We start from the raw sequence: 25,553 nt of genomic DNA, 5'->3' as shown, positions 1-25,553 counted from the left end.
TGCCCGTACGGTAGGAGCGGATCTTATCCGCGAATTGCGCCGGAATGCCCGGCTATCGCGGACAAGGTCCGCTCCTACGGGGAACGTGGCGTTCCCGGGACTCCATCCGTGGTGATTCGTCGTTGGGAACGGCGGGACTCCCGTCCCAGCGCCGAGGTGCTCTTCGTAGGAGCGAGCTTGCTCGCGAACAGACTCCGCAGAGGGGCTCATTCGCGAGCAAGCTCGCTCCTACGAGAAGCCGTGCCTGCCTGTACGGTAGGAGCGGATCTTATCCGCGAATCGCGCCGGGATGTCCGGCTATCGCGGACAAGGTCCGCTCCTACGGGGAAACGCGGCATACCCAGGGCTCTTTCTCGAAGATAAAAAAAGGCCGCTTTCCCCTGCCTGAGTTGAAGAAAGCGACCTGGAAGCACGGATGTTTCGATGGGGTATTTGCAACGAGCCTCTCAGCGCGCCGTGATCACCGACAGCTTGGTGATCCCGGCCTTTTCGATCGAGGCCATGGCCTTGGCCACCTGGCCGTAGTTCACGCCCTCGTCGGCCTGCAACTGCACGCGCAGTTCAGGTTCCTTGGCCTTGGCCGCCTCCAGGCTGCCCTGCAGCAGCTCGGGCTGGATCTCGTCCTTGTTGATGAACCACTTGCCGGCGCCGTCGATGCTGACCACCAGCGGGTCCTTCTGCTCCGGCGGGGCCACCGATTCGGTCTTGGGCAGGTTGATCGGGATGGCGTTGGTCAGCAGCGGCGCGGTGACGATGAACACCACCAGCAGCACCAGCATCACGTCCACCAGCGGGGTGACGTTGATCTCGGAAAGAACCTCGTCGCTGTCCTGGGTCGAGAAGGCCATGTCAGCTCGCCTCCTTCACGCTTTTGCCGCCGGCCACCGGCTTGCGGGCCGTGGCGGGGTGCACGATGACGCGGAAGGCGCTCTTCTGCGCGAGGCTGTAGAAGTCGTGGGCGAAGTCGTCGAGGTCGGCCGCGGTGAGCTTCAGGCGGCGCAGGAAGTAGTTGTAGACCAGCACCGCGGGCACGGCGACGGCGATGCCCACGCCGGTGGCGATCAGCGCCGAGCCGATCGGGCCGGCCACGGTTTCCAGGCTCGCCGAGCCCGCGGCGCTGATGCCCTTGAGCGCTTCCATGATGCCCCACACGGTGCCGAACAGGCCGATGAAGGGCGAGGTGGAGCCGATCGAGGCGAGCACCGCCAGGCCCGATTCCAGGGAGCGCCGTTCGCGCTGGATCTGCTGGCGCAGGGCGCGTTCCAGGCGGTCCTGGTGGTTGATCGACTGGGCCAGGTCATGCTGGTTGCCGTCCGGCACCTGGATGGCGGCGAAGCCGGCCTGGGCCACGCGGGCGCCGGCGCCGGGCTGGCCGGCGGACTGCTCGCCGGCCGATTCGAGGCTGGTGGCGCCCCAGAATTGCTTCTGGAAGCGGCGGTCCTGGGATTTCTGCCGGCCGAACTGGATGCCCTTGACCAGGGCCAGGCTCCAGGTGAGGACGGAGAAGCCGGCCAGCAGCCAGATCACCGCGCCTTCGACGGATTCCACGGGGTTGAGGGGCAGACTCATGGGGTTCTCTCCTGTGCGAACTCGTCGCAGATCAATTCAGTTTGAAGTCGATGGGCACGCTGACCCAGCCGTCCTGGGCCACGTCGCCGCGTTTGGCGGGTACGAACTTCCAGCGCTGCACGGCCTTGATCGCCGCCTGGTCGAGGGCCTCGCGGCCGCTGGAGGTCTGCACCTGGATTTCGCTCGGGCCGCCGCTGGCCAGCACGTGGACGCGCAGCAGCACCGTGCCTTCCCAGCCGCGGCGCTGCGCCAGGGCCGGGTATTCCGGCGCCGGGTTGTGCAGGTAGCCGGCGTGGGCCGAGGGCGGCGTGACCGGGGCCGGCGCCGGCGGAGCAGGGCGCGCGGGCGGTGCCGGCGGGGTCTCCGCCTTGGGCGGCGCGGGCGGCTGTTCCACCGGCTTGGGTTTGGCCACGGGTTTCGGCTTGGGCTTGGGGATCGGCTTGGGCGGCGGCGGTTTCACCGCGTTCTCGTCCACCACGGGCGGCGGCGGTTCTTCCACTACCGGCGGCGTCGGCTCGGGCGGTGGCGGCTCCACCACCGGCGGGGTGGGGGCGCTGAATTCGATGGTCATGGGCGGTACCTGCGGCGGCACCTCCGGCAGCTTGGGCGTGGGCTGCTGGCTCAGCCAGTAGGCCACGGAGCCATGCAGGGTCAGGACCAGCAGGCCGAGCAGCAGCGCTTCGCGGCGGCCCAGCACGTTGTGTTTCGCCGGCACGTGGCGCACCAGCTGCAGGGGCGGGCGCAGCGGCCGGCCCAGCTCGACCATATCGCCACCGGGCGCGTGGCGCAGGAGCGGGTCCTGCGCGACGGCGGGCTGGGGGTTGGCCATGGACGATCTCCTCGGGTTTCTGGCGAAAGCGCGGCACCGTGGAGGCGCCGGGTACGGGCTGGATGATTGAGGGAGCGCCTTAGCTATTAAAGTAATTGTTTGCCTTATTTAAATTTCCTTAAGGAATAATAGATTCGCGCGGATCGCTGCAGGTGGCGTGGCACTAGGGCTTGGCCGATCCGGCGGAGGCCTTCATGCCTTTGCGGCATGAAAAATATGCCCGCAGGGCTGGGTGCCGACGCCCGTTCCAGAGCCTTCGCGACAGGGCCCGTCGCATCGCGTCAAGCCGACGCCGCCCCGCTCCCTAGACTCGGGGCCAACGGATGCGCGCCCGCCGGGTGCGCCCGTGTCGAGGAGCCGCCGCCATGCACACCGAAGCCATCGCCTTTCCCGAGGCCCATGCCCAGGCCCGCGCCGAGCTGGCCTGCGCCTTCCGCTGGGCCGCGCGCCTGGGCCTGCACGAGGCCATCGCCAACCACTTCAGCCTGGCCGTGTCCGAGGACGGCCGGCGCTTCCTGATCAACCCCTACGGCCGCCATTTCTCACGCGTCCGCGCCAGTGACCTGTTGCTGCTGGATGCCGACGACCCATCGGCGCTGGAGCGCCCCGACGCACCCGACATCACCGCCTGGGCCCTGCACGGCGCGCTGCACCGGCGCCATCCGCACGCCCGCTGCATCCTCCACGTGCATTCGAAGTACGCCACCGCGCTGGCCTGCCTGGCCGATTCACGGCTGCCGCCGATCGAGCAGAACTCCATGCGCTTTTTCGAGCGCGTGGCCATCGACGAAGGCTTCGACGGCATGGGCCTGGGCGACGAGGCCGAGCGCGTCAGCCGCCAACTGGGCGACAAGCCGATCCTGCTGATGGGCAACCACGGCGTGCTGGTGGCGGCGCCCAGCGTGGCCCAGGCCTTCGACGACCTGTACTACTTCGAGCGGGCCTGCGAGGTCTACCTCACCGCGCTGGCCAGCGGCCGCCCGCTGCGCATCGCCAGCGACGCGGTGGCGCGCAAGACCGCGCGGCAGTGGCTGGACTACCCGGACTTCGCCCGCCGCCACTTCGCCGCGCTGCAGGGCATCCTCGATGAGGAGGAGCCGGACTACCGCAGCTGAGCCGGCAGATGGTCATGCGCCAGGGGCTGGCGCATGACCGGTGCCTCCAGGCTTTGCGAGCGGTCGCTGCTCGGCGTGCAGCCGAAGCGCGCGCGATAGGCGCGGGAGAAGTGCTCCAGCGAGCCGAAGCCGGCGCTGGCGGCGACCTGGGCCACGCTCATGCGTGTCTGCTGCAGCAGGTTGTGGGCCCGCGCCAGGCGCAGGGCCAGGTAGTACTTCAGCGGCGTCAGCCCGGTGTGCTGCATGAACTGCCGTTCCAGCTGGCGGCGCGACAGGCCGACGCGCGCGGCCAGCGCCTCGCAGCTCAGCGGCTCCTCCAGGTGCTGTTCCATCAGCGCGATGGCCCGCCCCAGGCGCCCGGCCTGGGCGTGCAGGCGGTGCTGGAAGCCGGTCACCTGGCCGACCTGGGGTTCGCGCACCCGCTCCACCAGCATGTGCATCGCCACCTCGCGGGCCAGGCCGGCGCCGGCCACTCCTTCCAGCCAGCCCAGCATCATGTCCAGCACCGCGGTGGCGCCGGCGCAGGTCAGGCGCTTGCGGCCGACCGAGTAGAGCTGCGCGCGGGCCTGCACGCGCGGGTAGCTTTCCTGGAAGCCCTGCAGGTTGTCCCAGTGCACCGCGGCGGGGTGGCCGTCGAGCACGCCGGCGGCGGCCAGCAGCTCGCTGCCGGTCTCGATGCCCATCAGCACCGCGCCGAACGCCGCCTGGCGCTTGAGCCAGGCCTTGAGCGCGGCGTCGCGGGCGTGGCGGTGCACGTCGAAGCTGGCGATCACTGCGCAGACGTCGAACTCGCCCGGCTCGCCGATGCCCTGCTGGGCGGCGGCGAGCAGGCCGTTGCTGGCCGGCACCGGCTTGCCGTCGAGCGACAGCAGGGTCCAGTCGAACAGCTTGCGCTGGGCCAGCCAGTTGGCGATCGACAGCGGCTCGATCAGCGCCGCCAGGCCGAAGTTGGAGAAGCACGGCAATAGCAGGATGCCGATGCGCTGGGGTTCGCGGGCGAGGGGCGGCCAGTCGGCGCGTTCGGTGAGGGTCATGGCTGCATCCGGCACTGTGCTGGGCGGCGGCTGCTTCGGCCGGCGCCTCGTGGAGGGGAAAGGCCCACGGCCTCTATGCAAAGGCAGTCGGCCGGGTTTGGCAAGGGCCGCGTCAGCGCTGGCATTCGCGCCAGCGCGGGTGCAGCCACACCGGCGCGTCGCTGGGCGGCAGCGGCGCGCGGCCGAGGATCAGGTCGCTGGCCTTCTCGGCGATCATCACTGTCGGCGCGTTGGTGTTGCCGCTGACGATCTCCGGCATGATCGACGCGTCCACCACCCGCAGCCCGCGCAGGCCGTGCACGCGCAGTTGCGCGTCGACCACCGCCTGGGCGTCGCCGGCCGGGCCCATCTTGCAGGTGCCGCTGGCGTGGTAGCCGGTTTCTGTGACGCGCCGCGCCCAGGCGTCGAGCTGCGCATCGCTGAGCTGGTCGGCGCCGGGCACCAGTTCCTCGCCGGCGAAGGCGCGCATCGCCGGCTGCGCCAGCACCTCGCGCACCAGGCGGGCGCCGGCGCGCATGTCCTCGCGGTCGCGCGCGGTCTTCAGGTAGTTGAAGAGGATGCGCGGCGCCTGGCGCGAGTCGGCGCTGGCGAGCGTGACGCTGCCCAGGCTGGTGGGGCGCATCAGGTCGATGTGCACCTGGAAGGCGTGGTCGGGCACCAGGTCGACGCTGCCCGGCTGTACCGCCAGGGGCATGAAGGTCAGTTGCAGGTCGGGATGCTCGATGCCGGCCCGCGAGCGGATGAATGCGCCCACCTCGAAGTGGTTGCTCGCCGCCAGGCCGTCGTGGCGGGCGAACCAGCGCGCGCCCACCAGCCATTTGCCCGGCGCGCGGGTCCAGGGGTAGATGCTCACCGGGCGCTTGCAGCGGTACTGCACCACGGTGTCCGGGTGGTCGTTGAGGCGCTGGCCGACGCCGGGCAGGTCGAGCAGCGGGCGGATGCCCAGGCGCTGCAGGTCCTCGGCCGGGCCGATGCCGGAGAGCATCAGCAGTTGCGGCGAGTTGATCGCCCCGGCGCTCAGCAGCACCTCGCGGCGTGCCCGCACCTGGCGCAGCTGGCCGTCCATCTCGAACTCCACGCCGCAGGCCGCAGCGCCGTCGAAGAGGATGCGCCGGCTCAGCGCCGAGGTCGCCACCGTGACGTTGCCGCCGGCCAGGGCCTCGGCCAGGTAGCCGCGGGCGGTGCTCCAGCGCTTGCCGTCGCGGGTGGTGCGGTCCACCGGGCCGAAGGCTTCCTGGCGCTGGCCGTTGAGGTCGGCGCTGTAGCCGTAGCCGGCCTCCTGGCCGGCGTCGAGGAAGGCCTGGCACAGCGGCGGCGAGGTATCGCCGGGGGTGACGTGCAGCGGCCCGTCGCCGCCGCGGTAGGCGTCGGCGCCGTCGCGATGGCTCTGCGCGCGGCGGAAGTAGGGCAGCACCTCGCGGTAGCTCCAGCCTGCGCAGCCGCGCGCGGCCCAGCCGTCGTAGTCGCGGGCGTGGCCACGGACGTAGACCATGCCGTTGATCGACGAGGAGCCGCCCAGGGTGCGCCCGCGCGGGGTGCCGATGCGCCGGCCGTCGAGCCAGGGCTCCGGCTCGCTGGCGTAGCTCCAGTTGTAGCGGGTGCCGCCGACGACTATGCCCACCGCCGAGGGCATGTCGATGGTCCAGCTGCGGTCCACCGGGCCGGCCTCCAGCACCAGGATGCGCAGCGCCGGGTCCACGCCCAGGCGCCGCGCCAGCACGCAGCCGGCCGAGCCGGCGCCGACGATGATGTAGTCGTATTGCGTGGCGAGCATGGCCTGTCTCCTCAGCGGATGCCGTCGAACACCAGCTTGTGGAAGTGGTGCACCAGGTGCTCGCTCTCGTTGCTGCGCTCGGCGTCGATCATGTAGCGGCCCTGGTCGTAGCCCAGGGAATGCAGGCCCTTCTGCACGCTGACGTTGAGTTCGATGTCTTCCGGGCCGAGTTCCTCGTTCATCCACTTCATGCAGGCGTGGGACACCTCCGGCACCGTCTCGTGGGGGCTGTAGTAGCCGAAGCGCAGCAGCGAGCGCTCGGCGTCCAGCGGGATCATGACGAAGGTGCCGAGGAACTCGGAGAACGGGAAGGTATAGAAGGTGTTGTTCGGCCACAGGCCGATGTTGAAGAAGCGTTCGTCGGGGTTGCGCGGGCCGTTCAGCGGCACCCCGTAGGCTTCCTCGGCGGCGAGGTTGGCCGGGGCGATGTAGGTCCACCAGTTGTCGCGTTTGCTCAAGCGGTAGCCCTTGAAATCGATGAGCCTGGCCAGATCTATGTGGCAGGGCCCGGAGAGCTTGAAGTGGTAGCCCTCGATGGAGTTGTCCATGATGACTTTCCAGTTGGCCGGGACTATCACGTCCTGCTCCTCGATCAGGCGCATCCGCCCGAGGTCGGGGAAGACCTCGCGCATTTCCTGGTCGGCGCCGGGGAACAGCTCGGCCATCGACGGCGCCTCGGCGTCGAAGTTGAAGTAGACGAAGCCGCCGAGTTCCTCGACGCGCAGTTTCGGGATGTTGAACTGCTGCTTGTCGAAGGCGATCAGCCGTTCGCTGCGCGGCGCGCCGCGCAGGCTGCCGTCCATCTCGTAGCACCAGGAGTGGTAGGCGCAGCGCAGCACCCGGGTATCGGCGCCGCGGCGCACGTCCAGTAGGCGGTTGCCGCGGTGCTGGCAGACGTTGTGGAAGGCGTTGACCTTGCCGTCGTTGCCGCAGGCCACCACCACGCTCTGGTCGAAGATGTCGCAGACCACGAACTGCCCGGGCTCGGCGAACTCGTTGCGGTGCCCGGCCAGGTGCCAGGCGCTCATGAAGATGCGGTCGCGCTCGGCGGCGAAGATGTCCTTGTCGAAGAAATAGCGCGAGGGGAGGGTGAAGGCTTCCTCCGGGCGCTGCTCGGCCCAGCCTTCGACGCGGGTGCCCTGCTTGATCTGCTCGACGGATTGCATGTCTGGTTTCCTCCAGGCCGCGCCCCTCGGGATGGGGGCTCGCTGTAGAGCAATCTAGGGGAGCGGAACCGCCCGCTATTGATGGAATGCGACAAGTTGGCGCGGCCGGCCGGCGCTTGCCTCCCGGCGGCTTTCCCCGCAAGATCGCGCGCTCGCTTTCGTGGCGATGTAAAATCGCCCCCACAGCTGGTCGTACCCCCGCAGGTGCAGTGAAGACATGACGCAGATATCCGAACGCCTCCTGGTCCAGGCCCACCTCGCCGCCAAGCAGCCCCGTGTGCTGAGCGTCCAGGAAGAGGCCGAGTACCGCGCGGCCATCGCCGCCGAGCTGAAGGCGCAGAACGCCGTGCTGGTGGCGCACTACTATTGCGACCCGGTGATCCAGGCCCTGGCCGAGGAGACCGGCGGTTGCGTCTCCGACTCCCTGGAGATGGCCCGCTTCGGCAACCAGCACCCGGCGCAGACCGTGGTGGTGGCCGGGGTGCGCTTCATGGGCGAGACGGCGAAGATCCTCAACCCCGAGAAGCGCGTGCTGATGCCGACCCTCGAGGCCACCTGCTCGCTGGACCTGGGCTGCCCGGTGGAGGAGTTCTCGGCCTTCTGCGACCAGCACCCGGAACGCACCGTGGTGGTCTACGCCAACACCTCGGCGGCGGTGAAGGCGCGCGCCGACTGGGTGGTGACCTCCAGCTGCGCGGTGGAGATCGTCGAGCACCTGATGGACAACGGCGAGCCGATCCTCTGGGCCCCGGACCAGCACCTGGGCCGCTACATCCAGCGCGAGACCGGCGCCGACATGCTGCTCTGGGACGGCGCCTGCATCGTCCACGAGGAGTTCAAGGCCAAGCAGCTGGAAGACCTCAAGGCGCTGTACCCGGACGCGGCCATCCTGGTCCACCCGGAGTCGCCCGAGGCGGTGGTCGAGCTGGCCGACGCGGTGGGCTCCACCAGCCAGTTGATCAAGGCCGCGCAGACCCTGCCGAACAAGCGCTTCATCGTCGCCACCGACCGCGGCATCTTCTACAAGATGCAGCAGCTGTGCCCGGACAAGGAATTCATCGAGGCCCCCACCGCCGGCAACGGCGCGGCCTGCCGCAGCTGCGCGCACTGCCCGTGGATGGCCATGAACACCCTGGAGCGCACCCTGGCCTGCCTGAAGGAAGGCAGCGGCGAGATCTTCGTCGACCCGGCGCTGATCCCGCGGGCCATCCGCCCGCTCAAGCGCATGCTGGAGTTCACCCAGGCGGCGAGGCTGAAGGTGGCGGGCAACGCCTGAGCCTTCCAGCGGACATGAAAAAGCCCGGCGATGCCGGGCTTTTCTTTTACTGTAGGAGCGGGCCCTGCCCGCGATTCGCGCGCAGGGCGCGCTCCTACAGGGGAATGGCGCGGGTGGGGTTGCGTAGGAGCGGATCTCATCCGCGAATCGCGCCGGAACGTCCGGCTATCGCGGACAAGGTCCGCTCCTACCCTGCCGGCGGGCATTGCTTCTCGTAGGAGCGAGCTTGCTCGCGAATAAGCCCCGCAGCGGAGCCTGTTCGCGAGCAAGCTCGCTCCTACGAAGAGCCCGCAATCGCTTCTACGACCGCGATCCGGTCAACCGCGCATCATCTCCTTGAGGATCTTCTCCTGCTCGCGGAACGCCTGTTGGCGTGCGTCCAGCTTGGCCGCCAGGGTGAAGTTGCCACCGGCGCGGCGCTTGGCGAAGTCCAGCTGCTCGATGGCCGAGGGGTAGTCGCCGGTCAGCGCCAGGTACTCGGCGCGGGCCTGGTGCACGCCGATGGCGTTGCCGTCGATGGTGCGGGCGTCGGCCAGGCGGCTCCAGACGTCCGGGTCCAGCGGGCGGTCCTGGGTCAGCTTGATCAGGATCTTCTCGGCGTCGGCGGCCTTGTTCTGCTTGAGCAGGATGTCGGCCTGGGCCTGGACCAGCGGGTAGTTGCCGGGGTACTGGCCGAGCAGGCGCTGGACCCGGGCGAGGGCGTCGCCGAGCTTGTTCGAGGTGATCTCCAGGTCGACCTCGGCCAGGTTGTAGGCCACGTCGTTGGGCGCCTTGGCCAGCAGCGGCTGGAGGGTGGCGCGGGCGTCGTTGAGCTGGCCGACGCGGATCTGCGACAGCGCCAGGCCGTAGCGCGCGGCGTCGAGCTTGGGGTTGTCGTCGAGCATGGCGCGGAAGCGCTTGCCGGCGATGCCCGGGGTTTCCTCGAAGAGCAACTGCACGCGGGCGCGCATCTGCTGGTAGCGCAGCGAGTCTTCCTTGCCGCCCTGCGGGTACTGCTCGGCGCGGTTGCGGGTGTCGGCGATACGCGAATCGGTCACCGGGTGGGTGAGCAGGAACTCCGGCGGCCTGGCGTCGTAGCGGTACTGCCGCGCCAGGCGCTCGAACATGGTCGGCATGGAGCGCGGGTCGTAGCCGGCGCGGACCATGTTGGTCACCCCGACGCGGTCGGCCTCCTGCTCGTTCTGCCGGGAGAAGCGCAGCTGGTTCTGGATCGCCGCCGCCTGGGTCGAGGCGATGGCGGCGATGCCGGCATCCCCGGCGCCCGCCGCCGCGGCCACGATCCCGGCGAGCATCGCCGCCATCACCGGCAGCTGCATCTGCTTCTGCGCTTCCAGGCCGCGGGCGAAGTGGCGCTGGATCAGGTGGCCGAGTTCGTGGGCCAGCACCGCGGCGTACTCGCCTTCGGTCTGGGCGTAGAGGAACAGGCCGCCGTTGACGCCGATGACGCCGCCGGGGGCGGCGAAGGCGTTGATCTGCGGGTCCTTGATCAGGATGAAGGCCAGGCGGTGGTCCTGCAGGTCGCTGGTTTCCGCCAGGCGGTAGACGCTGCTTTCGACGAAGTCCTTGAGCTGGGTGTCGTTGATCGAGTCGACCTGGTTGCGCAGCATGCTCAGCCAGGCGCGGCCGAGCTGGAACTCCTGTTCCGGCGAGACGATGGACGAGCTGGCGTCGCCCAGGGCGGGCAGGTCGTCGGCCAGGGTGGGCATGGCCAACAGGCAGGCAAGCGACAGCAGGGCGGGGCGCAGTACTTTCATGTACAGGGAGCTCGTTCCGGGAAAGGCTCTACTTTAGCCGCAGGTCGTCGCCCATGCCTAGGTCGGGGCGGCGCCCGGCGGCCGTCTGTGCGGATGCCGTCCAACCCTTGTAGGCCGCGCGCCTGAAGGATCGCTTAAGGCCGCGTGCATGCCGGCCCCTGGCGGCTTTTCCAACGGATTCGGTATCCTTGGACGCCCACTTCCGGAGTGCTTCGCCATGCCACCTGTCTCGTCCGCCGAAATTCCTTGTGACGCGGAACTGGACGCCAGCGGTCTCAATTGTCCCTTGCCCCTGCTCAAGGCCAAGCTGGAGCTCAACCGCCTGGCCAGTGGCCAGGTGCTCAAGGTGACGGCTACCGATGCCGGCTCGCAGCGCGATTTCCGCGCCTTCGCCCAGTTGGCCGGGCACCAGTTGCTGCGCGAAGAGGTCGAAGACGGCCTGTACCGCTACTGGTTGCGCAAGAAATAGCCCGCCCCCGGACGCCCGGGACGGCGTCCTCATCGATCGCAGGAACCCCGATGCTCAAAGTTCTGCAAGGCTGGATGCAGCGCTACTTTTCCGACGAGGAAGCAGTGGTGCTGGCGGTCATCCTGGCCCTTGGCTTCACCGTCATCCTGGCCTTCGGCAGCATGCTCGCGCCGGTGCTCGCGGCCATGGTCATCGCCTTCCTGATCAAGGGCCTGCAGGGCCACCTGGAGCGCCTGCGGGTACCGCGGCTGTTCGCCCTGTGGCTGGTCTACGCGCTGTTCCTGGGCATGCTCGCGCTGTTCCTGCTGGTGCTGGTGCCGCTGATCTGGAAGCAGCTGTTCACCCTGCTCAACGAGCTGCCGCGGATGTTCGGCGAATGGCAGTCGGTGCTGCTGATGCTGCCCGAGCGCTACCCGGCGATGGTCACCGAGGAGCAGGTGCTGCGCCTGATCGAGACCGCGCGCAACGAACTCGGCCAGCTCGGCCAGTGGGCGCTGACCTTCTCCCTGTCGGGCCTGCCGGTGCTGGTCAACGTGATGATCTACCTGGTGCTGGTGCCGATCCTGGTGTTCTTCTTCCTCAAGGACCGCCGGCGCTTCTACAACTGGTTCCGCAGCTACCTGCCGCGCGAGCGCGGGCTGATGAAGCAGGTGTGGGCGGAGATGGACAAGCAGATCGCCAACTACATCCGCGGCAAGGTGATCGAGATCATCATCACCGGCGGCGTCACCTACGTGGCTTTCGTCGCCCTGGGGCTGAACTACGCAGCGCTGCTGGCCCTGCTGGTCGGCCTGTCGGTGGTGGTGCCCTACATAGGCGCGGTGGTGGTGACCGTGCCGGTGGCGCTGATCGCGCTGTTCCAGTGGGGCTGGAGCGACCAGTTCATCTACCTGATGGCTGCCCACGCGATCATCCAGGCGCTGGATGGCAACGTGCTGGTGCCGCTGCTGTTCTCCGAGGCGGTGAACCTGCATCCGGTGGCGATCATCTGTGCGGTGCTGCTGTTCGGCGGGCTGTGGGGGTTCTGGGGGGTGTTCTTCGCTATTCCTCTGGCCACTCTGGTCAAGGCGGTGCTCGATGCCTGGCCGCGGCAGCCGGAGGTGCAGCCCCAGGTCAGTCCGATGATGTGAGCGAGAAAGGCTGCTTGAAAGTTTGATGCTGATACTTGAGAGATGCCTTGGAGCCCAAGCTTGGCTCCGTCCCCTCACCCCAACCCTCTCCCGGAGGGAGAGGGGGCTGTCCTGAGCGGCTTGTTGGTCAGGCGCCATCCTCACACCCCGTCATTCCCGCGAACGCGGGAACCCAGTGGCTTGGGGGCTCGGTGTAGCGCGCCGCTCCGAGTCTGCGGAGATTTCTAGTTTCGCCCCCTCGGGCGAGTCACTTTGGCAATCGCCCCAAAGTAACCAAAACGCTTGCCCCGACATACGGGCCCGATGGAGTCGGGCTACCCTCACGAACTCCCCCGCCACGGAGGCCCGCCCCGAGGGTACGTCCCTGTAGCCCACGGGGCTCTCGCGACATCCATGTCGCATGACCTCCTGAGCGGGGGCTTCGCTCGGCCTTCTGAAGGGGCGTTTCAGTGCGCTCGGATGTTTCTCTGGAAATCCGCCGAATCGCGGACAGAGTCCGCTCCTACCGCATGAGCGAGCATGGCTTTTCGTAGGATGGTGTTGAGCGAAGCGATACCCATCAGCGCAACCGCATGGGTTTCGCAAGCTCAACCCATCCTACGAAGAGCGCCTCGGAGCGGCCTTCCTATAGTTCCAGGGAAGCGCGGGCGTAGGAGCGGACTTTGTCCGCGATTGGATTCACCGGCCACGCCGGACACCCCCATGGCACGAACAGCCCCCTCTCCCTCCGGGAGAGGGTTGGGGTGAGGGGGCGGAGCCAGGATCAGGCGCCTTCGCTGAACCCAGGCAGCAGGCGACGGCTCAGGCCTTGGCCAGCTCCTGCGCAGCGGCAAGAACCTCGTCGACATGGCCTGGCACCTTGACCCCGCGCCACTCGCGACGCAGCACGCCCTTGGCGTCGATCAGGAAGGTGCTGCGGTCCACGCCCATGTATTCCTTGCCGTAGAGCTTCTTCAGCTTGATCACGTCGAACAGCTGGCACAGCGCCTCGTCCTTGTCGCTGATCAGCTCGAAGGGGAAGCACTGCTTGGCCTTGAAGTTCTCGTGGGACTTCAGGCCGTCGCGGGACACGCCGAAGACCACGGTATTGGCCTTGGCGAAGGCCTCGATCTTGTCGCGGAAGCCCTGGCCTTCGGTGGTGCAGCCCGGGGTGCTGTCCTTGGGGTAGAAGTACAGCACCACCTGCTGGCCCTTCAGGGCCGAGAGTTGCACCTGCTGGCCGCTGGTGGCCGGGGCCTGGAAATCGGCGACGGGTTTGTCGAGTTCGACGGCCATGGAGCTCTCCTTGGAAATACTGGGGCCTTACGGGTGCTGCGGGCGCCAGGGTTCGATCAGCGCGTCCAGGTTCAGGGCGTCGGCGAAATCGAGGAACTGGTCGCGCAGCCAACTGATCTGGGTGCCGGCCGGCAGCGTCACGGTGATGGTGGCGTTGAGCATGCTGGTGTTGGTGTGCGGCGCCTGGTAGGTGTCGCAGGTCAGGTTCTCCAGCTCGATGTTGTGGTCGATGAAGAACTGGCACAGCTCGTTGAGGATGTCCGGGCGGTACACCGCGCTGACGTACGCCACGTAGGGCAGGGCCTGGGCGCGGGTGACGTGGGCGTTGCTGCGGGTGACGCTGAGGGTGAAGGTATGGCGCTTGGCCAGTGCCGGCAGGCCGCCTTCGAGGCGGGCCAGGGCGTCCCAACTGCCGGACACCTGGAGCACCAGCGCGCTGAACTCGCCGTGGCGGGTCAGGCGGCTGCTGACGACCGAGCAGCGGTTGTCCACGCAGGTGCGGCAGAGCACGCTGGTCAGCTCCATGGGGTTGGGCCCCAGGGCACTGATCAGCAGGAATTGTTCACGGGGGTGTGAGGCGGACATGCAGCTTTCCTGGGATGGGCGGCCAAGAGGGCCGCGTCGACAAAGGGGAAAGGGTAGCGAAAAGCGGCCGCCAGGGGAATGTCCGGCGTGCGCCGGCCGCCGCGCTCAGCTTGTGCAAGGCAGGTGGCACCAGTACCATTACGGCTTTCTTTTTCCGGCAGGAGCGGTTGCATGATTGCGGGCAGTATGGTGGCGCTGGTCACCCCCTTCGATGCTCAGGGTCGACTGGACTGGGACAGCCTTGCCAAGCTGGTGGACTTCCACCTGCAGGAAGGCACCAACGCCATAGTCGCCGTCGGCACCACCGGTGAGTCGGCGACCCTCGACGTGGCCGAACACCTCGAGGTCATCCGCCGCGTGGTCGACCAGGTCAAGGGCCGCATCCCGGTGATCGCCGGTACCGGCGCCAACTCCACCCGCGAAGCGGTCGAGCTGACCGAGGCGGCCAAGAGCGGCGGCGCCGACGCCTGCCTGCTGGTCACCCCGTACTACAACAAGCCGACCCAGGAAGGCCTGTACCAGCACTTCCGCCACATCGCCGAAGCCGTGGCCATCCCGCAGATCCTCTACAACGTCCCCGGCCGCACCGCCTGCGACATGCTGCCGGAGACCATCGAGCGCCTGTCCAAGGTGCCGAACATCATCGGCATCAAGGAAGCCACCGGCGACCTGCAGCGCGGCAAGGAAGTGCTCGACCGCGTCGGCAAGGACTTCCTGGTCTACTCCGGCGACGACGCCACCGCCGTCGAGCTGATGCTGATGGGCGGCAAGGGCAACATCTCGGTGACCGCCAACGTCGCCCCGCGCGCCATGAGCGACCTGTGCGCCGCCGCCATGCGCGGTGACGCCGCCGCCGCGCGCGCCATCAATGACCGCCTGATGCCGCTGCACAAGGCGCTGTTCATCGAATCCAACCCCATTCCGGTGAAATGGGCCCTGCACGAGATGGGCCTGATCCCCGAGGGCATCCGCCTGCCCCTGACCTGGCTCAGCCCGCGTTGCCACGAGCCGCTGCGTCAGGCCATGCGCCAGACCGGCGTGCTGGCCTGAGGAGCATCGCGCATGAAGCGACTGGCAGGACTGACCGCGCTCGCCCTGGTCATCGGCAACACCTCCGGCTGCGGCTGGCTGTGGGGCAAGGACGGCTACTTCCGTGACCGCGGCACCGACTATCTGGATTCCCGGCAGACCGGGCCGATGAAGGTGCCCGAAGGGCTGCAGAGCAAGCAGCTCGACCCGCTGCTGCCGATTCCCATGAACATCGCCGACAGCCACGAGAAGGCCGGTGAGTTCGAAGTGCCGCGCCCGCTGCCGCTGGCCAACGCCGGCAGCTCCAGCGACTACAGCCTGCAGAAGAGCGGCGACTCGCGCTGGCTGATCGCCCAGCGCCCGCCGGCGGAAGTCTGGCCGGTGGCCCACCAGTTCTTCCAGGACAACGGCTTCTCCTTCGCCGACGAGCGCCCGCAGACCGGCGAGTTCTCCACCAACTGGCAGCCGCTGACGCAGCTCTCCGCGCCCCTGGCCCGCCGCCTGGGCAGCCGCGTCGCCGGCGTCGACCCCAGCAGCGAGGCGCGCGTGCGCGTGCGCATCGAGCCGGGCGTGCAGACCAACACCAGCGAAGTCTACGTCCTCAGCGAAACCCGTCCGGCCGGCAGCAGCGCCAGCGCCGACTGGCCGAGCAAGCCGGTGGTCCCGGCGCTGGACGCCGCGCTGCTCGACGAAATGCTCGCCAACATGTCCACCAGCGCCGAGAAGGGCGGTTCGGTGTCGTTGCTGGCCGCGCACTCCACCTACGACACCCCCGGCAGCGTGACGCTGGAGAAAGACGGCAACGGCAACCCGATGCTGACCCTCGACTCCGACTTCGACCGCGCCTGGGTCAGCGTCGGCCGCGCCCTGGAGCGCGCCGACATTCGCGTCGACGACCTCAACCGCAGCCTGGGCGTTTACTACGTGAACGTCGCCGAGGGCGCGAAGAAGCTCGAGGAAGCGAAGAAGCCCGGCTTCTTCAGCCGCCTGTTCGGCGCCAGCGAAGAGAAGGCCAAGGCCGAGGAAGACGCCAAGGCGCAGCGCTACCAGGTGCGCCTGACCACCGTGAGCAACACGGTGCAGGTCACCCTCGACAAGGACATCAACACCTCCGCGCCGACCGACGTCGCGCAGAGCGTCCTGGAAAAACTTCAAGAGAGCATGCGCAATGCGTTTCGCGGTACTGGGGAGCGGAAGCCGGGGCAATTCGGCCTTGGTGAGCAGTTCTGACACCCGGGTACTGATCGATTGCGGCTTTCCGCTGCGTGAAACCATCAAGCGTCTGGCTCGCCTGGGTGTGCACCCCGGCGAGCTGGACGCCGTCCTGGTGACCCACGAGCATTCCGATCATGTCCACGGCGTCGAGCTGCTGGCCCGGCACTACGGCATTCCCGTGTACCTCAGCGACGGCACCCTGCGCGGGCTGCGCAAGCCGCTGCAGCCGGCGGGCCTGCTCAAGGCCGGCGAGCGCCTGGAGCTGAAGGACCTGGAAGTGACCGCGGTGGGCGTGGCCCACGATGCCCGCGAGCCCCTGCAATACGTGATTTCCGATGGCCGGCGGCGTTTCGGCCAGCTCACCGACCTGGGCAGCGTCACCGCCGAGGTGCTGGAATGCTATCGTGGCCTGGATGCCCTGGTAGTGGAGGCCAACCACGACAGCGACATGCTGGCGCGCGGCCCCTATCCCTACCCGCTGAAGGTCCGCGTGGGCGGCCAGTGGGGACACCTGAACAACCGCCAGTCCGCGGAGTTCGTCGCGGAACTGGGCTGGGAAGGGCTGCAGCACCTGGTGCTGGCCCACCTCAGCGAAAAGAACAACACGCCGCAGCTGGCCCGGCAATGTTTCGTCGACACCCTCGGGTGCGACCCGGACTGGCTGCAGGTAGCCGATCAGCATTCGGGGCTGGACTGGCGCGAAATCGCCTGACCCCCTACCAACCTAGCAAGCGGAGCCCATCATGGAAAAACGCGAAGAACTCTATCGCGGCAAGGCCAAATCGGTTTACACCACCGACGACCCCGACCGCCTCGTCCTGCTGTTCCGCAACGACACCTCGGCGTTCGACGGCAAGCGCATCGAACAGCTGGACCGCAAGGGCATGGTGAACAACAAGTTCAACGCCTTCATCATGCAGAAGCTGGAAGCGGCGGGCATCCCGACCCAGTTCGACAAGCTGCTGGCCGACAACGAAGTGCTGGTGAAGAAGCTGGCGATGATCCCGGTCGAGTGCGTGGTGCGTAACTACGCCGCCGGCAGTCTGGTGCGCCGCCTGGGCGTGGAAGAGGGCCTGCAGCTCAACCCGCCGACCTTTGAACTGTTCCTGAAGAACGACGCCCTGGGCGACCCCTTCATCAACGAATCCCACGTCCAGGCTTTCGGCTGGGCGACCCTGGAACAGCTGGCGCAGATGAAGGCCTACTCCTTCAAGGTCAACGAAGTGCTGAGCAAGCTGTTCGACGACGCCGGCCTGCTGCTGGTGGACTTCAAGCTGGAATTCGGCGTGTTCCACGGCCAGATCGTCCTTGGCGACGAATTCAGCCCCGACGGCTGCCGCCTGTGGGACAAGGAAACCCGCAAGAAAATGGACAAGGACCGCTTCCGCCAGGGCCTGGGCGGCGTGATCGAGGCCTACGAGGAAGTGGCGCAGCGCCTGGGCGTACCGCTCTGACCTGTTCCAGGCGCGCAAGCATCTGATAGCACGCGAAAATTTCTCAAAAGAAGGCTTCGCGTTCGCCAATCAAGCTGATATGATGCGCGCCGCACGGAGAGATGCCGGAGTGGTCGAACGGGACGGATTCGAAATCCGTTGAGTCAGCAATGGCTCCTAGGGTTCAAATCCCTATCTCTCCGCCATTACAGATGGCCAAAGCCCCTGAAATGCCTAGCGTTTCAGGGGCTTTGTCTTTTCTGCGCCAGGGCAGTCGAAACCTCCGACGCAAGCCTGCTTCCGTTCCGTCAATGACTGCAGCAGAATGCCGGGAACATGGATGCCCGGGAAGCAGCGGATGCGTACCAACTACGTACTGATCGACTACGAAAGCATTCCGGTCCGGTCGCTCGACCTGCTGCAGGACGCGCATTTTCGCCTGCGGGTCTTTCTCGGCCCGAACAACTCCAGGCTGCCTACCGAACTGGTCGTCGCCATCCAGCGCCTGGGTGAGCGGGCGGACTACATCCAGCTCGAAGCCGCCGGCCCCAACGCCCTCGACTTCCATATCGCTTACTACCTGGGTCGCTTCGCCCTGGAGGATCCCACGGCTTTCTTCCACGTGATTTCGGCCGACAAGGGCTTCGATCCCCTGCTCAGGCACCTGAAGGGCAAAGGTATCTTCGCAATGCGTTCCGAAAGCATCGAGGCCATGCCCTGCTTCAAGGATTTGCCTGCACTGCAGGCGACGCTGGCAGCCAGCGCGGCAAGCGCGAACGATGCCAAGCCGGCCAGCCAGGCATCTTCCAAGCCTGCTTCTGAGAGCGATGCCCATCTGAAGACCGTCATGGCCGACCTTGTTCGTCGGAAGGCTTCGAAGCCGGCTTCGGTCAAGACGCTGACCAGCACGATTCGAGCGACGCTTGGCAAGGACACTCCACTGGCCGAGGCTGAGCGCGTTTACCAGCTCCTGTGCAAGCGTGGCCTCGTGAAGGTGAAAGGGCAGAAGGTCACCTATTCGCTGCCGGAGCGTGTCTAGGGATGGCTTCCATACGCTGCGAATCTGGAGCTTACGCATCCATGGGGATCAAGCCGAACGGGAGGGCGCTCTAGACGCTGGAGTTCTATGCGGAATGTAGGCGCCGCGATCAGGCAAAGCCCTGCAGATAGTCAAAGCTCCTGGAGCGCCCAGCGCTCCAGGAGCTTTGTCCTTTCTGCGTCTACCTCAATCCTGCCCCTTCCACGCCCCCGAAGTCGCCGCGGCGCGGAACTTGGCGCGATTGGCCGGGGTGTCGGCCGGTTCCGATTCGCCGAAGATCGCTTTCATCCAGTGGCCGTCGGTGGGGTTGGGGAAGAGGATGAAGCGGTCGCCGAACTGGGCGCGGTCCTCGTCGAGCAGGGCGGCGCGTTGCTTGGCGTCGTCGACGTAGTAGCGGCGTTTGAAGTCGTTGAGGTTGTCGCCCAGCATCAGCAGCACGTCGTAGCGTTCGGCGATGGCTTTCTGCGCGGGTTCCTTGTTGGAGCTTTCGCGCAGGATGGTGACGTGTTCCTTGTCGGCGAAGGGTACCTTGAGGTTGCGCAGGTTGTTCAGGGCGTATTCGTCGGTCCTGTCGCCCTGGTCGCGGCTGGAGACGTAGAAGATTTCCACGCCCCGGGACTTGGCGTAGTCGAGGAAGTCCAGCGCGCCGGGCGTCAGGGTGGGGCCGTTGGCGGCCACCCAGCGATCCCAGAGGGCGTCGTCGAAGAAGTCCTTGCCCTGGCTGAGCAGGGCGCCCCAATAGCTGTTGCTGCTGAGGATGGTGTCGTCGAGGTCGCTGATGATCGCCGGTGGCCTGGCGCCGGGCTTGCGTTCGGCCAGGGCCTGGTCCAGGCGCAGCTTGGCCAGGTTGAAGCCTTGGTAGTAGAGGGCGCGGTATTCGGCGGCCGTCTGCCGCCAGGCGACGGCGGCGGTCAGCAGGTTGGGCGAGGAGGTGTCGGTTTTCGCAGTGTCGGCCAGTGCCAGCTGGAGGGGCGCGGCGAGGACGAGCAGGGCGGCAGCGATTGTCGTTCTTGGATTGGGCATGGGTGACGATCCTTGTGGCTTGTGTGCCATGGCGGCGGGGGTGGAGTTCTCATACCCCAGGCGGGGGCGGGCCTCAATCGGGGCGACGCATATCCGTAAGGAGTTGGCGTGCTTGCAGAAGGATTGGACCCGGCCGCGGGGGATGGCCTGCATCCTCGTTCCGCCATGGGATTGGCGCTGTGGCCGGGCGATGGCGTGGGTGGGGAATAATGTCAAATTGCCGCCAATCCGCGTAGGCGCTTTCCTGCCGATCTGCTAGCTTGCTCTATCGGATGCCTGGATCAGGATGATGTATGGGGGCTGTGGTCGGTAAGGGGTTGTCTTTCGCCAGGCGCATCTACGTGCCGCGCATGGTCGGGTTGGGCATCGGCTTCTTCTGCGTGGCGGCGGCGCTGGAGCCGTTGCAGCGGCCGGGTTGGGCCTGGGCTCTGCTGGTGGCCAACGGCTTTCTCTGGCCGCACCTGGCCTACCAGTTGGCGCGCCTGTCGCGGGCGCCGTACCAGGCGGAGCGGCGCAACCTGTTGCTGGATTCGCTGTTCGGCGGCTTCTGGGCCGGCGCCATGCAGCTCAACCCGCTGCCGAGCGTGACCATCCTGTCGATGATGGCGATGGACAACATCGCCGCCGGCGGCCTGCGTTTCTTCCTGATGGGCAGCGTGGCGCAACTGCTGGGCGTGCTGCTGGCCTGGCTGTGCTTCGGCATCGCCTTCACCGCCGTGGCCACGCCGCTGCAGGTGTATGCCTGCCTGCCGATGCTGGTGGTCTACCCGCTGGCGGTGGGCGGCGTGAGCTACAGCCTGGCCAGGCGCCTGTCCGAGCACAAGCAGGCGCTGCGCGCGGTCAGCCGCACCGACAGCCTCACCGGGCTGCTCAACCACGGTTCCTGGATGGACCAACTGGAGAACGAATTCCAGAAGTGCCGCCAGCAGCACACCCGGGCCAGCGTGGCGCTGATCGACATCGACCACTTCAAGGGCATCAACGACCGCTTCGGCCATGTGCTGGGCGACATGGTCATCACCGAGCTCAGCCACCTGCTCACCCACTCGCTGCGTGAAACCGACACCCCGGGGCGCTATGGCGGCGACGAATTCTGCGTGATCCTGCCCGGCACCACCCAGACGCTGGCGGTGGAGATTATGGAGCGCCTGCGCCAGAGCTTCGCGGAAAAGCACTACCAGCTGGCGACGGACCTGTCCGTCGGCCTGAGCATCGGCATAGCCTCCTACAGTCCCTACCAGGTGGATGCCAGCGCCTGGCTGAGCGATGCGGACAGGGCGCTGTACCAGGCCAAGCGCCTGGGCCGCAACCAGGTGGTGGGGGCCGAGCCTCAGCCGCAGTAGCCGTCCATCTTCAGCCGGTTCTTCTCGCTGGGGTCGGCCTGGTACTGCTGGCGCCAGAACTGGCAGGGCGCGCTGTTGAAGCGCTGTTCCCGCTCGCTCTGTTCGAGTTGCCGGCTCTGTTCGGCCTGGGCCTTGCGCTGGTTCTCCAGGTACTGCTGGAACATCGCCGCGTTGGCATCCGGGGTGGGCGCCGGAGCGCTGGCCGGCGCCGGCGACAGGCCGGCGGGCAACGGCAGGGGCGCGCCGGGCCACAAGCGCAGGAGCAGGACGCAGCTCAGGGCCACGGCGACGAAGCCCAGCCAGATGCCGGCGGCGATGCCGAGGGCGAGTTTGCAGAGACTGATGCTGGGCGAGGACATGGCGGCTCATCGTCGGGCGAAAACGCAATGGATAACCCAATTCCGCCGCCGGAGAAAGCCTGGGCGCGGCACCCGGCGCCGCGCCTGAACCTCAGCCCTGCGGCTGTTCGAAGGCCTCCAGCGCGCGCAGCGAGTAGACGTAGGCGGCGCCGGCGTTCATGGCGATCGCCGTGGCCAGCGCCTGGGCTACTTCGGCCTCACTGGCGCCGGCCTTGCGCGCGGCCTCGGCGTGCACGCCGATGCAGCCGTCGCAGCGGGTGGTGATGGCCACCGCCAGGGAGATCAGCTCGCGGGTCTTGGCGTCCAGCGCGTCGCCATCCGCGGCGGCGGCATCCAGCGCCTGGTAGGCGGCGATCATCTTCGGATGTTTCTTACCCAATGAGCCGAAGGCCTTCTTCACCGCGGGAACGTATTCGGACCAGTTGAACAGCATGGCGGCATCTCCTTTTCGGGTTGACGGCCATGCAGCTTAGTCCGGGATTCGCCGGTCTGCGGGCGGGGCGCTCAGAGCGCCGCGACGATCTCGTAGGCCTGGCGCGCCGAGCCCAGGCCGACCTCGATCTCGTCGCCGGGGTGGCGGCCGAGCAGGGCGCCGCCCAGCGGCGAGCGCGGGGTGATGACCAGGACCTCGTGGCCGTCCAGTTCGATCTTCAGGCCGGCGGCGTCTGGACCCAGGAACAGCCTGCGGCGGCGGTCCTCATGGTCTGCCAGTTCGACCAGGGCGCTGGTCTGGATGCCCAGCTCGGCGTCGAAGTCGCGCAGCGCCAGGCCCTGGAACGAGGCGAGCGCCTGGCGGATCTCCTCCACCCGGCGCGAGTGCCCGGCGGCCAGGTAGGCCGCTTCCAGGCCGAGGGTGTCGTACTTGTTCTCGGCGATGTTTTCCTCGTGGGTGGCGGCCTCGTGGGCGGTGCGCGCGGCGCGGACGGCGACATCGAGGTCGGCGTCGAGGCGCTGGAGGATCAACTGGTGGGCGCGTTGCTTGTCCATGGTGACGGCTGCCTGGGCATGAAGGGGCCTATCCTAGGGCCTTTGCCTGGCATCGGCGAATGGTCTTTCAAGTTTTTCCTATGGCAGTCGATAGAACGGCAGAACACCCGGAAAAAGGAACCTCGGGCATGAACCTTTCCCTGACGCCTTCCAGCCAGGCCTTCGCCGGTCAATTGCGGATAGCTGCCAATGGCGATGGCGGCACGGCGGCCGATGCCCCCCAGGATGACGGCGCCGTGACCACCCGTGGCGCGAAGGCCGAAAGCCAGGGCGCGGCTGGCGCCGGCGCCGAAAGCGGCGGCAGCTCCAGCGTTGCCGTCGAGCAGTTGCAGAAGCGCCTGCAGCAGCTGCAGAAGCAGTTGCTGCAGGAGCAGCAGGAACTGGCGGCCGCGCAGGAGCGGCAATATTCCTCGGAAAACGAGCGCACCGCGATCATCATGGCCCTGCAGAGCCGCATCGCCAGCACCAGCGCCGCCATGCAGGCCACGGCGGCGGCGCTGGCCGAAGCGATCCGCAATGGCGGCGGTGGCGCCGGTGCCTTGCTCAGCACCAGCGCCTGAGGCGCCTCAATAGCCGGCCAGGATGTTGACGATCACCCCGGTGGCGATGGCCACCAGCACGTAGTCGCCGTTGACGTACAGCCAGCGATGATCACGCGGCGGCGCATAGAGGTGACGGGCGCGCCAGTCGGTGACCCAGTAGCGGTCGCTGCGGTAGACCGGCTGCACCACCACGCCTCGGCGCCATTCGCGGTGCGGCACCGGCATACCGGCCTGCGGGCGGAAGTGCGGGTCGCGGTAGTAGCGCGGGTCGGCGTGGCCCTGGCGACCCTGGTAGTGGCCGCCCTGGTGGCCTTTCTGCTGCTGGTATTGCTGGTGCTGCTGCGGGCGGTTGTCCGGGCGGTTCGGGCCGTGGTCCGGGCCGGGGCCCTGCTGGGCGAAACTCGCCAGCGGGCTGCCGAGCATCAGGGCGGCACAGAGCAGGGCGACGGTCTTCTTCATGGTGTTCTCCTGGCGCGGCCGCCAATTGCGGCGCGCACTGCTAGCGGTCGATCCCGCGCCGGGCGCAGCCGGTTCGGGTACTTCATGAGACCGCGCGTCCAAGTCAAGAAACGCCAATGTGGAGTAAAGGTCCGGTAAAGAATTCGTCGCTTTCGTCAGGGCGCTGATACATGGCCGCCCGAACCGCGTCCGGCGCTCTGCCAGAAAAGGGGAAGTGCTTTGTGCGGTTTTCACATTTGATGGTATGTTTGCATCAAATGCACGAAAGAGGTACGGCATGAGCGCACTGATCCGGGAAACTCCGTCGGCCGATCTGGTCCTGGCCAAGGCGGTACTGGCTGCCCGTGAGCAACTGGGCATGACGCAGCAGGAGCTGGCCGCCATCGTCGGCGTCGACCGCAGCGCGGTGAGCCGCTGGAAGAGCGGCGGCCTGCGGGTGGGCAGCAAGACCGGCGAGCTGGCGCTGCTGCTGGTGCGGGTATACCGCGCGCTCTTCGCCCTGTTCGGCGGCAACCTGGAGGACATGCGCCACTTCCTGCGCACCCCCAACCGCCACCTGAGCGGTGTGCCGCTGCAGCGGATGGAGCAGGTGCAGGGCCTGGTGCAGGTGGTCGAGTACCTCGACGCCATCCGGGGCAAGATCTGAATGGCCCTCGACGTCGGCGCCGAACTGTGGCGCGAATGCCGGGGCGAGCAGGCCATCGCCCCGCTGCGGGGCAAGCTGGTGCGCCTGGTGGAGAGCCAGGAGCAGGTCGCGACCCTGCAACTGGTGGATACCCTGGAGGAACAGGCCCTGCTGGAAGAGCTGATCGAGACCAGCAAGCCGCACCTGCCGCCGTCCACCGAAACCCTGCACTACCTGCTGAAGACGCCGTTCCGCTACCCGCCGCTGCGCTGGGGCTCGCGCTTCGGCCGGCGCCATGAGCCCAGCCTGTTCTACGCCGCGCTGCGGCTGGAGACGGCCATGGCCGAGGCAGCCTATTACCGCTTCGTGCTCTGGGAGGGCATGGCCAGCCCGCCGCCCAGCGGGCGCATCCTTTCCGAGCACGCTTCCTTCGAGGCGCGTTTCCAGGTGCAGCGGGGCATACGCCTGCAGGCGCCGCCCTTCGACGGTTATGCCGCGCGCCTGCAGGACCCGCGGGACTACCGCCTGACCCAGGCGCTGGGCAGCGCCATGCGCGCTGCCGCGGTGGAGGCCTTCGAATACCGCTCGGCGCGCTGCCCGGAGGGTGGGCTGAATGCCGCGCTCTTCGTGCCTTCGGCCTTCGTCGACAAGCGCCCGCGCAACCTCATGCCCTGGCTGTGCGAGACCACCGCCGACTACGTGGCCTTCAAGCATGCCCAGGTGCCGGGGGCGCCGCGGCTGTTCCCGCGCGCGGGATTCCTGGTCGAGGGCGACCTGCCGCACCCGGCGTGACCGTCCGTCGTCCTGCCCGCGCGGGGTGGGGCGAACGCGCTAGCTTATTGCGCTGGCCAAGCAACGGAGTGCGCCATGGACATTCGCCTGGAAGCCCATCCCCATGACCGCCGCCAGTGGCGCGTCTATCTCAACCAGTACTTCTTCCAGTACCCCGACAAGCCCACCGCGCAACGCATGTACGAGCGCGTGCTGGAGTCGTTGGGCCAGGTCGCGCCTGTTGCCGGGGCGGGCAGTATTCCTAGCCAGGAACGTCGGCGCAGAGCCCGCGAATGCGTCTGATTCTCTGCTGAAGCTTGCCTGAAAATCCCTTCGGATTGCCCTGAAATGAGGCGGTCCGCCCCTGTCCGGCGCGGACTTGTGCACAATGTTGGTGGCTGTTGTCAAGCGCCGGAAACATTCCTCCGTAAGCGCTTGATTTTTCGTTGAGCGTTTGTAAATTATTGATTTTTAATGGCTTTATTTATTGGTGAAAAAAGCACCAATCTAAGCGGCAGCCCCAGCGGGCAAGGCGTATAAGACGTTTTCATCACCTTATCCACGTGGTTATCCACAGCTTCTGTGGATTGTCCCAAGCGCTTGCTTTCCTTCCGCGTTGTCAAGAGCCCTGACGGCAAAAGCCGCACTGAATTCCTATTCGCGGCTGCTACCATGACGCGAATTTTCCTGCGACCACCCGCCCTGGAGCGCCCATGCCCGTCGACTTGCCCAACCTGCTGATCGGACTGCTG

28 protein-coding genes and 1 tRNA gene are annotated in these 25,553 nt (G+C 67.4%); 15 read left to right on the top strand and 14 right to left on the bottom strand.

All coding sequences use genetic code 11. The features are described 5' to 3' along the window. Positions 1 to 446 precede the first annotated feature (446 nt). Genes M8R19_RS07325 through M8R19_RS07315 form a run of 3 tightly spaced genes read right to left on the bottom strand, consistent with a single transcriptional unit; the run spans position 447 to position 2,398 of the window. Complete coding sequence (locus M8R19_RS07325) at positions 447 to 848, bottom strand: ExbD/TolR family protein (protein WP_009616955.1); 402 nt, start codon at positions 846 to 848, stop codon at positions 447 to 449. 1 nt (position 849) lies between these two features. Continuing rightward, complete coding sequence (locus M8R19_RS07320) at positions 850 to 1,569, bottom strand: MotA/TolQ/ExbB proton channel family protein (protein WP_058490881.1); 720 nt, start codon at positions 1,567 to 1,569, stop codon at positions 850 to 852. Between the two features lie 31 nt (positions 1,570 to 1,600). Further along, positions 1,601 to 2,398: an energy transducer TonB gene (locus M8R19_RS07315; protein WP_074981508.1), complete on the bottom strand. Its 798-nt coding sequence runs from the start codon at positions 2,396 to 2,398 to the stop codon at positions 1,601 to 1,603. A gap of 365 nt (positions 2,399 to 2,763) precedes the next feature. Here M8R19_RS07315 and M8R19_RS07310 point away from each other — a divergent pair, with 365 nt between their 5' ends. Beyond that, on the top strand, positions 2,764 to 3,513 hold the full coding sequence (locus tag M8R19_RS07310) for a class II aldolase and adducin N-terminal domain-containing protein (RefSeq protein WP_249917441.1): 750 nt from the start codon (positions 2,764 to 2,766) through the stop codon (positions 3,511 to 3,513). Here M8R19_RS07310 and M8R19_RS07305 read toward each other — a convergent pair. The 3 genes from M8R19_RS07305 to M8R19_RS07295 all read right to left on the bottom strand — a co-directional run bounded on the left by M8R19_RS07305 (position 3,501) and on the right by M8R19_RS07295 (position 7,487). Beyond that, positions 3,501 to 4,547 carry a GlxA family transcriptional regulator gene (locus M8R19_RS07305; RefSeq protein WP_116423087.1) on the bottom strand — a complete coding sequence of 349 codons (1,047 nt, stop codon included), beginning with the start codon at positions 4,545 to 4,547 and terminating at the stop codon, positions 3,501 to 3,503. The genes M8R19_RS07310 and M8R19_RS07305 overlap by 13 nt on opposite strands. Before the next feature lie 112 nt (positions 4,548 to 4,659). Then, positions 4,660 to 6,321: a choline dehydrogenase gene (locus tag M8R19_RS07300; RefSeq protein WP_249917440.1), complete on the bottom strand. Its 1,662-nt coding sequence runs from the start codon at positions 6,319 to 6,321 to the stop codon at positions 4,660 to 4,662. A gap of 11 nt (positions 6,322 to 6,332) precedes the next feature. Then, the gene (locus M8R19_RS07295; protein ID WP_249917439.1) at positions 6,333 to 7,487 is read right to left on the bottom strand and encodes an aromatic ring-hydroxylating oxygenase subunit alpha; all 1,155 of its coding nucleotides are present in this window, start codon (positions 7,485 to 7,487) and stop codon (positions 6,333 to 6,335) included. 217 nt (positions 7,488 to 7,704) lie between these two features. Here M8R19_RS07295 and nadA point away from each other — a divergent pair, with 217 nt between their 5' ends. Continuing rightward, a complete protein-coding gene (gene nadA, locus M8R19_RS07290; RefSeq protein WP_116423090.1) occupies positions 7,705 to 8,763 on the top strand; it encodes a quinolinate synthase NadA in 1,059 nt (352 codons plus the stop codon). Positions 8,764 to 9,080: 317 nt separating this feature from the next. On the opposite strand, the gene M8R19_RS07285 is transcribed toward nadA, so the two are convergent. Then, positions 9,081 to 10,517, bottom strand: a complete 1,437-nt coding sequence (locus tag M8R19_RS07285) for a M48 family metalloprotease (RefSeq protein ID WP_249917438.1) — start codon at positions 10,515 to 10,517, stop codon at positions 9,081 to 9,083. Between the two features lie 217 nt (positions 10,518 to 10,734). On the opposite strand from M8R19_RS07285, the gene M8R19_RS07280 reads away from it, so the two are divergent. Both M8R19_RS07280 and M8R19_RS07275 read left to right on the top strand, forming a co-directional pair. Beyond that, entirely contained in the window at positions 10,735 to 10,986 is a 252-nt protein-coding gene (locus M8R19_RS07280) for a sulfurtransferase TusA family protein (RefSeq protein WP_074981519.1), read from the top strand. A gap of 50 nt (positions 10,987 to 11,036) precedes the next feature. Continuing rightward, complete coding sequence (locus M8R19_RS07275) at positions 11,037 to 12,116, top strand: AI-2E family transporter (RefSeq protein ID WP_074981521.1); 1,080 nt, start codon at positions 11,037 to 11,039, stop codon at positions 12,114 to 12,116. 801 nt (positions 12,117 to 12,917) lie between these two features. On the opposite strand, the gene M8R19_RS07270 is transcribed toward M8R19_RS07275, so the two are convergent. Together M8R19_RS07270 and M8R19_RS07265 are read right to left on the bottom strand one after the other, a co-directional pair. After that, on the bottom strand, positions 12,918 to 13,391 hold the full coding sequence (locus M8R19_RS07270; protein ID WP_249917437.1) for a peroxiredoxin: 474 nt from the start codon (positions 13,389 to 13,391) through the stop codon (positions 12,918 to 12,920). A gap of 27 nt (positions 13,392 to 13,418) precedes the next feature. Next, positions 13,419 to 13,976, bottom strand: a complete 558-nt coding sequence (locus tag M8R19_RS07265) for a glycine cleavage system transcriptional repressor (RefSeq protein ID WP_074981523.1) — start codon at positions 13,974 to 13,976, stop codon at positions 13,419 to 13,421. 171 nt (positions 13,977 to 14,147) lie between these two features. Between M8R19_RS07265 and dapA the strand changes: the two genes are divergently transcribed. The 6 genes from dapA (at position 14,148) to M8R19_RS07235 (ending at position 18,692) form a co-directional block, all read left to right on the top strand. Beyond that, positions 14,148 to 15,026 carry a 4-hydroxy-tetrahydrodipicolinate synthase gene (dapA, locus tag M8R19_RS07260; protein ID WP_249917436.1) on the top strand — a complete coding sequence of 293 codons (879 nt, stop codon included), beginning with the start codon at positions 14,148 to 14,150 and terminating at the stop codon, positions 15,024 to 15,026. A 12-nt stretch (positions 15,027 to 15,038) separates the two neighbouring features. Then, the gene (gene bamC, locus M8R19_RS07255) at positions 15,039 to 16,235 is read left to right on the top strand and encodes an NlpB/DapX family lipoprotein (RefSeq protein ID WP_116423092.1); all 1,197 of its coding nucleotides are present in this window, start codon (positions 15,039 to 15,041) and stop codon (positions 16,233 to 16,235) included. Continuing rightward, positions 16,174 to 16,932 carry an MBL fold metallo-hydrolase gene (locus M8R19_RS07250; RefSeq protein WP_249917435.1) on the top strand — a complete coding sequence of 253 codons (759 nt, stop codon included), beginning with the start codon at positions 16,174 to 16,176 and terminating at the stop codon, positions 16,930 to 16,932. The genes bamC and M8R19_RS07250 overlap by 62 nt, the downstream gene beginning before the upstream one ends. A 31-nt stretch (positions 16,933 to 16,963) precedes the next feature. Then, complete coding sequence (gene purC, locus M8R19_RS07245) at positions 16,964 to 17,674, top strand: phosphoribosylaminoimidazolesuccinocarboxamide synthase (RefSeq protein WP_009620599.1); 711 nt, start codon at positions 16,964 to 16,966, stop codon at positions 17,672 to 17,674. A 95-nt stretch (positions 17,675 to 17,769) separates the two neighbouring features. Then, positions 17,770 to 17,859, top strand: a tRNA-Ser gene (locus M8R19_RS07240). A 152-nt stretch (positions 17,860 to 18,011) separates the two neighbouring features. Further along, the gene (locus M8R19_RS07235) at positions 18,012 to 18,692 is read left to right on the top strand and encodes a PIN domain-containing protein (RefSeq protein WP_064583934.1); all 681 of its coding nucleotides are present in this window, start codon (positions 18,012 to 18,014) and stop codon (positions 18,690 to 18,692) included. Between the two features lie 186 nt (positions 18,693 to 18,878). Here the strand turns inward: M8R19_RS07235 and M8R19_RS07230 are convergent, their stop codons facing one another. Further along, positions 18,879 to 19,715, bottom strand: coding sequence for a 5'-nucleotidase, lipoprotein e(P4) family (locus tag M8R19_RS07230; RefSeq protein WP_116423094.1), 837 nt, complete (start codon positions 19,713 to 19,715; stop codon positions 18,879 to 18,881). A gap of 293 nt (positions 19,716 to 20,008) precedes the next feature. Here M8R19_RS07230 and M8R19_RS07225 point away from each other — a divergent pair, with 293 nt between their 5' ends. Further along, entirely contained in the window at positions 20,009 to 21,058 is a 1,050-nt protein-coding gene (locus M8R19_RS07225) for a diguanylate cyclase (RefSeq protein WP_249917434.1), read from the top strand. Here M8R19_RS07225 and M8R19_RS07220 read toward each other — a convergent pair. From M8R19_RS07220 to M8R19_RS07210, 3 genes are all read right to left on the bottom strand, one after another. Beyond that, positions 21,046 to 21,417 carry a hypothetical protein gene (locus M8R19_RS07220; RefSeq protein ID WP_074981535.1) on the bottom strand — a complete coding sequence of 124 codons (372 nt, stop codon included), beginning with the start codon at positions 21,415 to 21,417 and terminating at the stop codon, positions 21,046 to 21,048. The genes M8R19_RS07225 and M8R19_RS07220 overlap by 13 nt on opposite strands. Positions 21,418 to 21,508: 91 nt before the next feature. Then, the gene (locus tag M8R19_RS07215) at positions 21,509 to 21,850 is read right to left on the bottom strand and encodes a carboxymuconolactone decarboxylase family protein (protein WP_009620588.1); all 342 of its coding nucleotides are present in this window, start codon (positions 21,848 to 21,850) and stop codon (positions 21,509 to 21,511) included. 71 nt (positions 21,851 to 21,921) lie between these two features. After that, positions 21,922 to 22,404, bottom strand: coding sequence for a GreA/GreB family elongation factor (locus tag M8R19_RS07210; RefSeq protein ID WP_249917433.1), 483 nt, complete (start codon positions 22,402 to 22,404; stop codon positions 21,922 to 21,924). Positions 22,405 to 22,532: 128 nt separating this feature from the next. Here M8R19_RS07210 and M8R19_RS07205 point away from each other — a divergent pair, with 128 nt between their 5' ends. Then, positions 22,533 to 22,964: a hypothetical protein gene (locus M8R19_RS07205; protein ID WP_249917432.1), complete on the top strand. Its 432-nt coding sequence runs from the start codon at positions 22,533 to 22,535 to the stop codon at positions 22,962 to 22,964. A 6-nt stretch (positions 22,965 to 22,970) separates the two neighbouring features. Here the strand turns inward: M8R19_RS07205 and M8R19_RS07200 are convergent, their stop codons facing one another. After that, on the bottom strand, positions 22,971 to 23,405 hold the full coding sequence (locus M8R19_RS07200; RefSeq protein WP_249917431.1) for an RcnB family protein: 435 nt from the start codon (positions 23,403 to 23,405) through the stop codon (positions 22,971 to 22,973). Positions 23,406 to 23,682: 277 nt separating this feature from the next. Here M8R19_RS07200 and M8R19_RS07195 point away from each other — a divergent pair, with 277 nt between their 5' ends. From M8R19_RS07195 to M8R19_RS07185, 3 genes are all read left to right on the top strand, one after another. Further along, on the top strand, positions 23,683 to 24,051 hold the full coding sequence (locus tag M8R19_RS07195; RefSeq protein WP_043271094.1) for an antitoxin Xre/MbcA/ParS toxin-binding domain-containing protein: 369 nt from the start codon (positions 23,683 to 23,685) through the stop codon (positions 24,049 to 24,051). Then, the gene (locus tag M8R19_RS07190; RefSeq protein WP_249917430.1) at positions 24,052 to 24,822 is read left to right on the top strand and encodes an RES family NAD+ phosphorylase; all 771 of its coding nucleotides are present in this window, start codon (positions 24,052 to 24,054) and stop codon (positions 24,820 to 24,822) included. It abuts the gene before it with no gap. A 75-nt stretch (positions 24,823 to 24,897) separates the two neighbouring features. Further along, entirely contained in the window at positions 24,898 to 25,104 is a 207-nt protein-coding gene (locus M8R19_RS07185; RefSeq protein WP_116423099.1) for a hypothetical protein, read from the top strand. Positions 25,105 to 25,553: the final 449 nt, after the last annotated feature.

The organism is Pseudomonas sp. R3.Fl, from assembly GCF_023516765.1.
GTDB lineage: Bacteria > Pseudomonadota > Gammaproteobacteria > Pseudomonadales > Pseudomonadaceae > Pseudomonas > Pseudomonas citronellolis.
This window is presented reverse-complemented; position numbering and strand designations above follow the sequence as displayed.

Bases quoted from the DNA above. Each gene is read 5' to 3' on its own strand.
- M8R19_RS07325 (WP_009616955.1), bottom strand. From the start codon at position 848: ATGGCCTTCTCGACCCAGGACAGCGACGAGGTTCTTTCCGAGATCAAC.
- M8R19_RS07320 (WP_058490881.1), bottom strand. From the start codon at position 1,569: ATGAGTCTGCCCCTCAACCCCGTGGAATCCGTCGAAGGCGCGGTGATC.
- M8R19_RS07315 (WP_074981508.1), bottom strand. From the start codon at position 2,398: ATGGCCAACCCCCAGCCCGCCGTCGCGCAGGACCCGCTCCTGCGCCAC.
- M8R19_RS07310 (WP_249917441.1), top strand. From the start codon at position 2,764: ATGCACACCGAAGCCATCGCCTTTCCCGAGGCCCATGCCCAGGCCCGC.
- M8R19_RS07305 (WP_116423087.1), bottom strand. From the start codon at position 4,547: ATGACCCTCACCGAACGCGCCGACTGGCCGCCCCTCGCCCGCGAACCC.
- M8R19_RS07300 (WP_249917440.1), bottom strand. From the start codon at position 6,321: ATGCTCGCCACGCAATACGACTACATCATCGTCGGCGCCGGCTCGGCC.
- M8R19_RS07295 (WP_249917439.1), bottom strand. From the start codon at position 7,487: ATGCAATCCGTCGAGCAGATCAAGCAGGGCACCCGCGTCGAAGGCTGG.
- nadA (WP_116423090.1), top strand. From the start codon at position 7,705: ATGACGCAGATATCCGAACGCCTCCTGGTCCAGGCCCACCTCGCCGCC.
- M8R19_RS07285 (WP_249917438.1), bottom strand. From the start codon at position 10,517: ATGAAAGTACTGCGCCCCGCCCTGCTGTCGCTTGCCTGCCTGTTGGCC.
- M8R19_RS07280 (WP_074981519.1), top strand. From the start codon at position 10,735: ATGCCACCTGTCTCGTCCGCCGAAATTCCTTGTGACGCGGAACTGGAC.
- M8R19_RS07275 (WP_074981521.1), top strand. From the start codon at position 11,037: ATGCTCAAAGTTCTGCAAGGCTGGATGCAGCGCTACTTTTCCGACGAG.
- M8R19_RS07270 (WP_249917437.1), bottom strand. From the start codon at position 13,391: ATGGCCGTCGAACTCGACAAACCCGTCGCCGATTTCCAGGCCCCGGCC.
- M8R19_RS07265 (WP_074981523.1), bottom strand. From the start codon at position 13,976: ATGTCCGCCTCACACCCCCGTGAACAATTCCTGCTGATCAGTGCCCTG.
- dapA (WP_249917436.1), top strand. From the start codon at position 14,148: ATGATTGCGGGCAGTATGGTGGCGCTGGTCACCCCCTTCGATGCTCAG.
- bamC (WP_116423092.1), top strand. From the start codon at position 15,039: ATGAAGCGACTGGCAGGACTGACCGCGCTCGCCCTGGTCATCGGCAAC.
- M8R19_RS07250 (WP_249917435.1), top strand. From the start codon at position 16,174: ATGCGTTTCGCGGTACTGGGGAGCGGAAGCCGGGGCAATTCGGCCTTG.
- purC (WP_009620599.1), top strand. From the start codon at position 16,964: ATGGAAAAACGCGAAGAACTCTATCGCGGCAAGGCCAAATCGGTTTAC.
- M8R19_RS07235 (WP_064583934.1), top strand. From the start codon at position 18,012: ATGCGTACCAACTACGTACTGATCGACTACGAAAGCATTCCGGTCCGG.
- M8R19_RS07230 (WP_116423094.1), bottom strand. From the start codon at position 19,715: ATGCCCAATCCAAGAACGACAATCGCTGCCGCCCTGCTCGTCCTCGCC.
- M8R19_RS07225 (WP_249917434.1), top strand. From the start codon at position 20,009: ATGGGGGCTGTGGTCGGTAAGGGGTTGTCTTTCGCCAGGCGCATCTAC.
- M8R19_RS07220 (WP_074981535.1), bottom strand. From the start codon at position 21,417: ATGTCCTCGCCCAGCATCAGTCTCTGCAAACTCGCCCTCGGCATCGCC.
- M8R19_RS07215 (WP_009620588.1), bottom strand. From the start codon at position 21,850: ATGCTGTTCAACTGGTCCGAATACGTTCCCGCGGTGAAGAAGGCCTTC.
- M8R19_RS07210 (WP_249917433.1), bottom strand. From the start codon at position 22,404: ATGGACAAGCAACGCGCCCACCAGTTGATCCTCCAGCGCCTCGACGCC.
- M8R19_RS07205 (WP_249917432.1), top strand. From the start codon at position 22,533: ATGAACCTTTCCCTGACGCCTTCCAGCCAGGCCTTCGCCGGTCAATTG.
- M8R19_RS07200 (WP_249917431.1), bottom strand. From the start codon at position 23,405: ATGAAGAAGACCGTCGCCCTGCTCTGTGCCGCCCTGATGCTCGGCAGC.
- M8R19_RS07195 (WP_043271094.1), top strand. From the start codon at position 23,683: ATGAGCGCACTGATCCGGGAAACTCCGTCGGCCGATCTGGTCCTGGCC.
- M8R19_RS07190 (WP_249917430.1), top strand. From the start codon at position 24,052: ATGGCCCTCGACGTCGGCGCCGAACTGTGGCGCGAATGCCGGGGCGAG.
- M8R19_RS07185 (WP_116423099.1), top strand. From the start codon at position 24,898: ATGGACATTCGCCTGGAAGCCCATCCCCATGACCGCCGCCAGTGGCGC.